Origin of the sequence: Methylobacterium soli (assembly GCF_008806385.1) — a bacterium.
In the GTDB taxonomy this organism is placed as follows: Bacteria; Pseudomonadota; Alphaproteobacteria; order Rhizobiales; family Beijerinckiaceae; genus Methylobacterium; species Methylobacterium soli.
Window position 1 is genome coordinate 61,016 of sequence record NZ_VZZK01000034.1, and the last position, 8,485, is coordinate 69,500.

Here is an 8,485-nt window from a genome sequence, read left to right on the forward strand (position 1 = left end):
CATCACACGTGGCAGGTGGATCTGGCCTGACACTCAGGTGAGCAGGACCAGCGCTGCCGATCCTTGGCCAGTTCGCGGCGGCTCAATCATGCGCGGAAAATGATGAGCGCGCCCTACCAACCCACTCCCCAGCAGTGGCTCTCCCGGTACCATGCCGCACAAAACAGGGCTGAAACAATGTGATTGGCCCCAATCTCGCACTTGCGAGATAAGCAACTTCGGTTCGCTCAAGAGGCACGATCATGGCGTATGACGTCGATGTTCCGACAGTCTTGGTGACGGCGAGTTCGCTCGCACGACAGGGATTGGTTTCGTTCCTCGACGAGACGCATTTTCGAATCGTGGAGCCGGTCATCGCGTCGAACGAGGTCGATGAGACAAGGCGCGCTCGGCTCGCTCCCTTGCTTATCCTCTCGGCACTCGAAGACGTCCAGAGTGTCGAGATGACTCGCGCACAGCATGTGGCTTATCCGGAGGCGAAGCTTGTCATCTTCGGACAGCCCGGTGTTCCCGCAATCCTACCCGGAGATCTCTGCTCCGCAGCCAATGGCATTCTCGCCTATGACACCGCCCGAGAGACGCTAATCAGTGCTCTCGATCTCGTGATGTCAGGCGCGAAGGTCCATTCGCCCGCCCTTCTTTCCAAATTATTTGAAGAGACGCAGCAGCATACCAGCACAAATACTGGTCAGCAGTCGAGCATTGGTAATCAGAGCGCTTTGGACATGCTGCCGGAAACGAACAGGGTTTCGAACCATGCTCTGTCGAGGCGCGAACTAGACATACTGCGATGCCTCGAGGATGGGAGCACGAACAAGATGATCGCCCAGAGGCTCTCCATGTCCGAGTGCACGGTGAAGGTCCACATCAAAAGCATAATGCGCAAGGTCCCGGCGCGGAACCGGACGCAGGCGGCGATCTGGGCACGCGATCACCGCATCTAACTCGCTGGGGATCTCTGGCCATCACGAAAAGGGCGCTCAGAGCGGCAAAGTGAAGCGCCTGTTTCGATAACGCCCAATCCGTGAAGGTCCGCTCCCGCGGGAGATGCAGTCCATCGCGGCCCCTGGCTGAAAGCCGGCTCGCCATCCGTAGGGGACTCGGGGAGAATGTATCAGGCTCCGGGACTCCACAAATGGTTGACCGGGAGATCGGCTTGACGCATATCTCATCACCCAAAGATGTCTCGGCCCCGGCGCACCTGCTCCGGGGCCGTCGTCGTTTCAGGTGCCTTCCTGATCGACGCACGAGCTGGTGCGGCGCGCGGATCGCGCGGAGAACAAGGCCTCGCAGTATCGTCGGTAAGCCAGGACGCCCTACGCCCGGAGGCGACGGCGCGCGAATGCGCGTGCCCGCCCGTTCCAGCTGAGCCCCGACCCGCACCACCCTTCGACGCCGGACGCTCAGCGTTTCCGGCCCCCTCCCCGCCCGCGAACCCGCCCAACAGCTTAGGCGTTGAGGCGGCAGACGCGGTATGGCTTATCTGACATGATCGGCACCCGATGAGCGCTCACGTGATCGCCACCGCGATCGAGGAAGAAGCCGCGGCGTTCTGCCGGCGCCGCTTCCATGGCACCGCCGACTATCTCGAAGCCAAGGATGAGCACTGCAAGCGTGTCGCCGCGCTCGTGCGCCAGCTCCGGCCGCTGATCGGCGTGCCTCCGGCGCTGTCCCTCGGCACCGGCCGGCGCCAGTCTGGACGCTACCAGTTCGAGGTCGTGGCCCGGGCCCGAAAGGCTGCGGCACGAGCCTGATATACGACGGGCCGGACCAATCATCGCGCGAAGCCCGGCCCGCCGGCTGCCCAGGCCCCCCAGGAGGCTGGAGCAGCGCACCAGCCCAACGCCGACTGCCGAGTCGGGCAAGCGTCTCGGACTACTCAGTTGGGACCGCGCAATTAGATCCGGGCCGCTGAGGCACCGGAGCCCTCATCCGAACGGGGGCGAACTCGTTCCTTGGCGGTCCGGACGGCGGAGCATCAGACCCGCTGGGATCAAGGCCGGGGCAGCCCGACGGGTTCGCCTCGGCCTCCCATCTAGAGAATTCGGACGGCCAGTCGCCGCAGCACCGCCGATCCATCCCTTCCATAGGCGGAAATGCCCAGGATTTCCGAACTCTCGGCCCCCTGCCCGCTCTCGGAAATCCGACATCGGCGGCTTTCCGAAATCTGCCCAGAAGCCGGACGGGGAAGAGATGATCGGATCCACTCGCATTAAGCGGCTGAAGGGGCGCTCGACTAAGGCCGGGTCGGCCAGCGCCACGACCAGGATCAAGGCCGTCGGCTACGTCCGCGTCTCTACCGAGGGACAGGCCGAGGACGGCTACGGCGTCGATGCCCAGGACCGCGCCATCCGCGCCTTTGCCGTGAGCCAGGGCTATGAGCTCGTCGACCTGGTGCGAGAAGAGGGTGTCTCAGGCGCTACGCGACCTGCGGAGAGACCCGGCTTCGGCCGCGTATTGGAGCTGGCTGAAGGCGAGGCCTTCACGGTGCTTCTCGTCTACAAATTCGACCGCCTCGCCCGCCACCTGCTCCACGCCGTCACCACGGTCCACGACCTGCGTGACCGCTTCGGCATTGTCCTGCGGAGCGTGAGCGAGCCGATCGATACCAGCACAGCCATGGGCGAGATGATCTTCGCCATTCTAGCCGGCATGGCGGCTCAGGAGCGCATCACCATCACCGAGCGCACGATGGGCGGTCGGAAGGAGAAGGCGATCAAGGGCGGGTTCGCCGGCGGCCGAGCACCCTACGGCTACACCCACGACCAGGATCGGAAGCTCGTCGTCGTGCCGGAGCAGGCCGAGGTGGTGCGCCGGATCTTCGCCGAGCGCGCTGCAGGCCTCACCCTGCAACGGATCGCCGACGGCCTGAACGCCTCTGGCATCCCGTCGCCGGCCGGCGGCCTCTGGCGCGCAGGCGCCGTCCACTACATCGCTGACAACCCGAAGTACCAGGGCCACGTCGAGTACCTGTTCCGCTTCGGCGGCGCCGAGCAGCACGTGCTCCGGCCCGGCACCCACGACGCCATCGTCTGAACCCGCGCCCCGCTCCGGCGGGGTTTTTCCATTTCAGAGTCGCAGCATGCACCACGTGTGGAGGATCGAGCTCGGGTCGAGCCCGGACACGGCGCCCTTGTACCTGGCGGCCGACGGCGAGCGCATCGCCTGGGTGGCAGACCAGGACGAGGCCAAGCCCTTCCGGTCCGACTTCGCGGCTTGGGATTTCGTCGCGGCCAACGTGGCATCGCTGGTGAGGGTGACGTGCTGAACGTCCTCGTCCTGAATCGCACGCTGGCCGGCATCGCGCTGCGTACCCGTCGCCCTGGCCCTTCCGCGGAGCAGTGGGTCGAGGCTCTCGCCGCCGTCGCGGTCTTCCCGCCTCCGGCGGGCTCCTACCGCACCGTGACGCTGACGCTCGGTGGCACCGCCCACGTCGAAGAACACCCGCTGCCCGGCGACGAGCCTGAGCCGGTCGCCTGAGGACTTCCGCATGACACCTGCTGATCGCCTCGCCGACGGATTGTCGGAGCCCGAGCCCGTGCTGTCGATGGAAGAGGCCGAGGCTCTGGCCGAGGCAGCTCCTTCCGACGAAGCGCTCGCGGCGATCGCCGCCGTCGAGGCGCACGAGCTGCGCCGGGCCATGCTGCAGAGGTTTCGCCTATGATGACCGAAGCCCAGCTCGCCCGGCTGCCGGGCATCCTGCGCGAGATCGTCGACTGCGACCGCCGCATCGCCGCGGCTCGCGCGCCTCTCAGCAACCCAGTTGTCGCCGGCTCTGCCGTCGGCGGACCGATCGCGGAGCTACACAGGCTCCGCAGCCTGCGCCGCGAGCTCTCTGCTCGAGCGGCAGGTCTCTACGGCCGAGCGCCGCTGCGCGGCGATCCCGGTCCCGGCCGGCCGACCTCGGCGAGAGCCGCCTGATGCTCACGGTCATCTCGACCATCGTTGCGCTCGCCGCGCCGCCTGCTCCGCCGGCCCCACCCGGCTCGAAGCGTCCGCCCATCACTGTCATCCTGCCGCGCGAGCCCGAACCCGAGGCTCGCCGCCGGCCAACCTGGCGACCGGTCCACTGATCATGTGCAGCATCTCCTTCGCACTCGGCCGCTGGCGCGCCGAGCGCCGCCGTCCGGCCGCCGTCGCGCTCGCACCGCACATCTGCCGCGCGAGCTACGACGCTGGCTTCAGCTACGGCCGCTCGCTCCAGCCCCCGCATCGCGGCTCGCGCCGCTGACCGACACCTCTCCCGATCGGGAGAGGTCCCCCTCCCCTTCACGGTGATGCCGATGGCCGCGACTCTGCCACCTCCGCGCGGGCCGATGCCGCTCGTCCCGCTCGCGTTGCTCGTCGCCTTCGCAGGCGGGCATCTCGGCGTCCGGACGGCGCGCGCCGACGAGGCGGCGACCATCGGCTACCGGATCGAGCTGCAGGCCTGCCGCGGCGAGGTCTGCCTGCCGATCAGCGTACCCACCCCGCTCTGGGAGGGCCGCTACGCGTGCGACGGCCGCGCGACCTGGGTGGCGGAGGACGCCGCCGAGCTCGGGCCCGCCGTCTTCGGCCTGCCTGCCGGCCCCTGGAATTTCCGCGCGCGTTGCGCGCCCGTCACTGGCGACCGGAGAGCCTGACCATGACCGGCTTCCTCGCCGTTGCGCTCGTCTGCGCCTCGACCGTCCTCGCGCCGGACTGCTCCCGCGAGAACGCGCTCGACCTCCTCCTGGAGCCCGTCCAGATCGAGACCGAGTGCCTGAAGCGGAGCCAGCAGCTCGCGATCTACCTCAGCCTGGAGGCGGGCCAGTATCACAAGCTGACCTGCCAGCGGCGGAAGGTGTCGATGAGTCTGCCACCGATGCAGCACCAGGCGCCGCGCCTCCGCCCGATCGTGACGGTCGCCTGATGCTCCGACCCTGGCTCTACCGATTCATCCGCGCTCTCGCGCGAGACCCGTTCCCCGGAAACCGTTGACCCCTATGTCGCTCCTGCACATTCTCGATCCGCGCACCGGCGAGACGGTGATCATCGACACGGCCCGCCCCGGCGCAGGCCGGTGACCTGCAGGTGCGCCGACCGGCGTAACGTGATCGCCGGCGCGGTCCGCGCCGCGGTGCAGGGCGACGTCTCGGGCATTCGGCCCGCCGCAGCGGCGGTCCAGCGAACGCTCCGCGAGGACGCGGATGCACTGGCCCGAGCTCTCGCGCGCAGGATTACACGGCGATGAGCGGCGGTCTCTTCGTGACCTTGGACGCCGCGAGCATCGCGCGTCTCGGCAATCAGATCGGAGCGGCCGGTGCCAAGGCGCCGCTCGCTCTCGCCCGCGCCCTCAACCACACCGGCGACAAGGCCAAGACCCAGATGACCCGGGCGCTGACAGCGCAGACGGGTCTGAAGCGCCGCACGATCGTGAAGGCGCTGCGGATCACCAAGGCTGGGACCGTTGGCCTGACCTACACGATCCGCTCGGCGGGCGGCGACATCAGCCTGAAGTACTTCGGCGCGCGGGAGACGGCCAAGGGCGTGAGCGCGGCACCACGCAACGCACGCGCCATCTACCCACACACCTTCATGAAGGCAGGCTGGTGGCCTCACCGCGTGGTCAAGGCGAACTGGAACGGCCACGTCCTCGAGCGCACAGGCAGCACGACCAAGAGCGGGATGGATCGCTTCCAGAAGGTGAAGTCGGGCGTGTTCATCCCTGAGGAGATGGTGAAGGGTGCGACCGCCGCGGCCTTCAACAACACCGCCGCGTCAGACCTGCCCGCCCGTCTCGAACATGAACTCGGGCGCATCCTGGGCTGATGGGGATCGCGGGGGTGCGTACGGGCTGGGCTTGGAGGGGCACGGGCGCAGTGCCTGCCGCCGCACGGGGCCAGCAGGGCTAGCGGAGCCGAAGGTTGGCGCCCTCCGGATCGTGACATTTGAGCAACAAATGGAACCCGGCGGGTCCTTCCCAGGACCCTCCCCCTCTGCGGGCAATAGACCCCGGATCTCGCGCGTATTTCGAATTTTGATTTCTGCGTTTCGGTTTCGTTTTGGAGGCGGCGGATGGAGGTCTCGACAGCCGACCTCGCCGAGGTCCTGGGCGTCTCGGAGCGCCGCATCCAACAGCTTGCCGGCGCTGGGGTTTTGCGCCGCCAGTCGCACGGCGAGTGGGTGCTGCCGGAGTCGGTCCAGGCCTTCCTCGAGTACCGGGTCCAAAGCGAAATCAAACGCCTGACCAAGGGCAGCGTCACCGGGGCCGATCGGCTGAAGGAGATCAAGGCCCGTCGCGAGGAGCTGAAGCTCGCCCGCGAGGAGCGCGAGCTCGTGCCGCTCGTCGACGCGATCTTCGCCATGGATCAGGTCGCCGGTGCCATCGCGCTGGAGGTCAACAACGTACCGGCCCGCTTCAGCCGGGATCTCGACGAACGCGACCGCTTGCAGGCCGAGATCGATGACGTCCTCAAAACCGTGGCCAACCGCATCCAGAAATGCGGCGCGGCTCTACGAGCGGACCTCGACGCTGATCCGCCCGACGACGAGGACGACGCCTGACGTCTGGGGTGCCGAGAACCGGGTCTACCCGCCGAGCTCGGGCTACCCGGGCCGGCGCAACCCGTACCTGACGCCCTACGATGTGGGATTTGAGCCAAAAACATAGCAATAACTCAAAGGCTGTAATGACTTAGGGTCGCCTGGTAGGGCGGCCCTTTCGCTATGCGGCACTTTTCTATGCTTTCCGTAAATCACTGTTTTCATTGGCATAGCGTGACGCCGCGGCGCTTCGGCGCGACAAGGCTCGCGACAAGAAAAAGGGGCCAAACTGATGCTCACCGAGAAACCTGTGACGACCTCGCCGGAAGTCGCCCCAGCCGACCTTCTCTACGGGGTTCCAGCCATCGCCACACATCTCGGCATTCGCCTTCAACAAGCGCATCATCAAATCCGAAAGGGTGCATTGCCGACCTTCCGTGTCGGCGGCGTGATCTGCGCGCGCAGAACGACAATCGCCAATTGGCTTGCAGAGCGAGAAGATGCGGCGCGGAAGGGTCGTGACCGTCAATGAGGTGGACTTTCGAGTTGGAATTGGAGCGGCCACCGGTCAGGCGACCTGAGGTGGAAGTGTCGCGATGCTCTCCTCGCTCAACGCCGGGGCGTACCCGGCCATGCCTTCCACTTGCATGTAGCGGTGCTGGAGCTGCCACTCGTCGCTTGCCTCCAGCAGCACCGCGCCGATCAGGCGCTGGATCGAGTCGGTGTTGGGGAAACGAGTCTAGCGGCTCGCCACGCACCCGCCTATCCCGGCGCTCCCTCCAGCGCCTCGGATCGATGTCAGCCTCACTCGCCCCGCGACCCACTCCATCCGATGTTCAGGCCTGGCGCGACGCGTTCTCGCGCCTCAAGCCGAGTGTGCCACCCTGCCCAGGGATCTCCGCATCGGCTTGGCCTCCGATGCACGAAGCCGCCCTCGACGCGCTCGACCGGCACGGCGCTGCTCTCGTTGAGCACGGCTGGACGGCCCCAGAGCTTTTCGGGGTGCATCCGACGATCGGCACGGTCCGGGTCGATTTCTGCGGGGCGTTCGTGCTCGGCGGCCGGAAGGTTGAGACCGTCCTGGCTGACCGGATCAACTTCGGACTGATGACCTACTACCGGAACGTGCCGGGCGCCGGCGTCGGCATTCCGATCTGGGATTTCCGGTGGTGAGCCGCGACCGCTGGGCGCGTTGCTGGCCAACGTTCTGGTTCGTACCTTGCGGTCATGGACGAATCACCGACCCTTGGCGAGCTTTACAGTGCCAACACCGTCACCTATCGCGACCTAGAGGCTGCAATCGACGCGTACATGACCGGGTTGCAGACCTTCCGCCTTCCGGGAGCTGAAGGGTTCGAAGTGGACGTGGCCGCAGCTGTGCAAGCCAACTCGTTTGCCCGCTACGTCCAGCGCCGGGGTGATGTGACGGTGGATGCGAAGCGCGCCGCGGTGCGGACCGCGATCCTGCTGGCGCGGCCGGAGAAGCGGTGAGCGTCGTCCGGCTGCCCTGGTCAGGCCGAGGCTGTGACCTAGCTTGAGCGGCCATGACGACACCTGTGACGATCGAGACGCTGCTCCAACAGGGAGCACTGACGGAGGAAGAGGTTCAGTCCGCCGTCAACGCGTGGCTCGCCACACCCTCGACAACCCGTATTCCTGTCGGCTCCTACGAGCTGACCGTCGGCACGCTGCTGCGGCAGAACGGGTTCCTGGCAAAGACCATGCGCGATCCAGACGCGAGCGAGGGCTTGAAGAAGGCCGCACTGCGGAAGGTCCTTCTGCGAGGGCGGCCGGAGAAGCGATGAACCCCGTCGCTGGCTCAATCATGATCGCGATCACGGCGGCCTTCTTCGGACTGATCTATTTCGCCGTCGCGTACGGACATCCCTGGCTGCTCGCAGCTTTGGTAATCTCGTGGAGTGGCCCCCAATTTGACCGGACACCGGGCGCAACCGTGAGGGCCTAGGTGGACGCCTAGGCA

Annotated in this window: 16 protein-coding genes and 1 pseudogene; 16 read left to right on the forward strand and 1 reads right to left on the reverse strand. The window is 66.7% G+C overall.

The genetic code is table 11. From position 1 onward, the window contains the following. Nucleotides 1-242 precede the first annotated feature (242 nt). From F6X53_RS25120 to F6X53_RS25175, 13 genes are all read left to right on the forward strand, one after another. Nucleotides 243-944 carry a response regulator transcription factor gene (locus F6X53_RS25120; RefSeq protein WP_151003459.1) on the forward strand — a complete coding sequence of 234 codons (702 nt, stop codon included), beginning with the start codon at nt 243-245 and terminating at the stop codon, nt 942-944. 570 nt (nt 945-1,514) lie between these two features. Further along, complete coding sequence (locus tag F6X53_RS25125) at nt 1,515-1,754, forward strand: hypothetical protein (RefSeq protein WP_238296776.1); 240 nt, start codon at nt 1,515-1,517, stop codon at nt 1,752-1,754. Between the two features lie 439 nt (nt 1,755-2,193). Then, nucleotides 2,194-3,036 (forward strand): recombinase family protein, encoded by an 843-nt coding sequence (locus F6X53_RS25130; RefSeq protein ID WP_151003463.1) that lies wholly within the window; start codon nt 2,194-2,196, stop codon nt 3,034-3,036. A 46-nt stretch (nt 3,037-3,082) separates the two neighbouring features. Next, nucleotides 3,083-3,268: a hypothetical protein gene (locus F6X53_RS25135; RefSeq protein ID WP_151003465.1), complete on the forward strand. Its 186-nt coding sequence runs from the start codon at nt 3,083-3,085 to the stop codon at nt 3,266-3,268. Continuing rightward, on the forward strand, nt 3,262-3,480 hold the full coding sequence (locus F6X53_RS25140) for a hypothetical protein (protein WP_151003467.1): 219 nt from the start codon (nt 3,262-3,264) through the stop codon (nt 3,478-3,480). The genes F6X53_RS25135 and F6X53_RS25140 overlap by 7 nt, the downstream gene beginning before the upstream one ends. A gap of 10 nt (nt 3,481-3,490) precedes the next feature. Next, the gene (locus F6X53_RS32665; RefSeq protein WP_191970992.1) at nt 3,491-3,664 is read left to right on the forward strand and encodes a hypothetical protein; all 174 of its coding nucleotides are present in this window, start codon (nt 3,491-3,493) and stop codon (nt 3,662-3,664) included. Next, a complete protein-coding gene (locus F6X53_RS25145) occupies nt 3,661-3,921 on the forward strand; it encodes a hypothetical protein (protein ID WP_151003469.1) in 261 nt (86 codons plus the stop codon). The genes F6X53_RS32665 and F6X53_RS25145 overlap by 4 nt, the downstream gene beginning before the upstream one ends. 154 nt (nt 3,922-4,075) lie before the next feature. Then, nucleotides 4,076-4,231: a hypothetical protein gene (locus tag F6X53_RS32670; RefSeq protein WP_191970993.1), complete on the forward strand. Its 156-nt coding sequence runs from the start codon at nt 4,076-4,078 to the stop codon at nt 4,229-4,231. Between the two features lie 52 nt (nt 4,232-4,283). Continuing rightward, the gene (locus F6X53_RS25150) at nt 4,284-4,622 is read left to right on the forward strand and encodes a hypothetical protein (protein WP_151003471.1); all 339 of its coding nucleotides are present in this window, start codon (nt 4,284-4,286) and stop codon (nt 4,620-4,622) included. A 2-nt stretch (nt 4,623-4,624) separates the two neighbouring features. Next, a complete protein-coding gene (locus tag F6X53_RS25155) occupies nt 4,625-4,891 on the forward strand; it encodes a hypothetical protein (protein ID WP_151003473.1) in 267 nt (88 codons plus the stop codon). Nucleotides 4,892-5,208: 317 nt separating this feature from the next. Next, nucleotides 5,209-5,790 (forward strand): hypothetical protein, encoded by a 582-nt coding sequence (locus tag F6X53_RS25160; protein WP_151003475.1) that lies wholly within the window; start codon nt 5,209-5,211, stop codon nt 5,788-5,790. Nucleotides 5,791-6,117: 327 nt separating this feature from the next. Beyond that, nucleotides 6,118-6,525 carry a hypothetical protein gene (locus F6X53_RS25165; protein ID WP_191970994.1) on the forward strand — a complete coding sequence of 136 codons (408 nt, stop codon included), beginning with the start codon at nt 6,118-6,120 and terminating at the stop codon, nt 6,523-6,525. A 271-nt stretch (nt 6,526-6,796) separates the two neighbouring features. Continuing rightward, a complete protein-coding gene (locus F6X53_RS25175) occupies nt 6,797-7,036 on the forward strand; it encodes a DNA-binding protein (RefSeq protein ID WP_151003481.1) in 240 nt (79 codons plus the stop codon). A gap of 36 nt (nt 7,037-7,072) precedes the next feature. Here the strand turns inward: F6X53_RS25175 and F6X53_RS25180 are convergent. Then, a pseudogene (locus F6X53_RS25180) lies at nt 7,073-7,237 on the reverse strand (IS256 family transposase); the annotation flags it as partial. 185 nt (nt 7,238-7,422) lie between these two features. Here F6X53_RS25180 and F6X53_RS25185 point away from each other — a divergent pair. The 3 genes from F6X53_RS25185 (at nt 7,423) to F6X53_RS25195 (ending at nt 8,309) form a co-directional block, all read left to right on the forward strand. Further along, complete coding sequence (locus F6X53_RS25185; RefSeq protein WP_238297926.1) at nt 7,423-7,677, forward strand: hypothetical protein; 255 nt, start codon at nt 7,423-7,425, stop codon at nt 7,675-7,677. A 54-nt stretch (nt 7,678-7,731) separates the two neighbouring features. Beyond that, on the forward strand, nt 7,732-7,995 hold the full coding sequence (locus tag F6X53_RS25190) for a hypothetical protein (protein ID WP_151003485.1): 264 nt from the start codon (nt 7,732-7,734) through the stop codon (nt 7,993-7,995). Nucleotides 7,996-8,060: 65 nt separating this feature from the next. Continuing rightward, a complete protein-coding gene (locus F6X53_RS25195) occupies nt 8,061-8,309 on the forward strand; it encodes a hypothetical protein (protein WP_210386410.1) in 249 nt (82 codons plus the stop codon). Nucleotides 8,310-8,485 lie beyond the last annotated feature (176 nt).

Coding starts and splice junctions, on each gene's coding strand:
- F6X53_RS25130 (WP_151003463.1), top strand. CDS start 2,194: ATGATCGGATCCACTCGCATTAAGCGGCTGAAGGGGCGCTCGACTAAG.
- F6X53_RS25155 (WP_151003473.1), top strand. CDS start 4,625: ATGACCGGCTTCCTCGCCGTTGCGCTCGTCTGCGCCTCGACCGTCCTC.
- F6X53_RS25120 (WP_151003459.1), top strand. CDS start 243: ATGGCGTATGACGTCGATGTTCCGACAGTCTTGGTGACGGCGAGTTCG.
- F6X53_RS25160 (WP_151003475.1), top strand. CDS start 5,209: ATGAGCGGCGGTCTCTTCGTGACCTTGGACGCCGCGAGCATCGCGCGT.
- F6X53_RS25150 (WP_151003471.1), top strand. CDS start 4,284: ATGGCCGCGACTCTGCCACCTCCGCGCGGGCCGATGCCGCTCGTCCCG.
- F6X53_RS25185 (WP_238297926.1), top strand. CDS start 7,423: ATGCACGAAGCCGCCCTCGACGCGCTCGACCGGCACGGCGCTGCTCTC.
- F6X53_RS32670 (WP_191970993.1), top strand. CDS start 4,076: ATGTGCAGCATCTCCTTCGCACTCGGCCGCTGGCGCGCCGAGCGCCGC.
- F6X53_RS25190 (WP_151003485.1), top strand. CDS start 7,732: ATGGACGAATCACCGACCCTTGGCGAGCTTTACAGTGCCAACACCGTC.
- F6X53_RS25145 (WP_151003469.1), top strand. CDS start 3,661: ATGATGACCGAAGCCCAGCTCGCCCGGCTGCCGGGCATCCTGCGCGAG.
- F6X53_RS25135 (WP_151003465.1), top strand. CDS start 3,083: ATGCACCACGTGTGGAGGATCGAGCTCGGGTCGAGCCCGGACACGGCG.
- F6X53_RS25175 (WP_151003481.1), top strand. CDS start 6,797: ATGCTCACCGAGAAACCTGTGACGACCTCGCCGGAAGTCGCCCCAGCC.
- F6X53_RS32665 (WP_191970992.1), top strand. CDS start 3,491: ATGACACCTGCTGATCGCCTCGCCGACGGATTGTCGGAGCCCGAGCCC.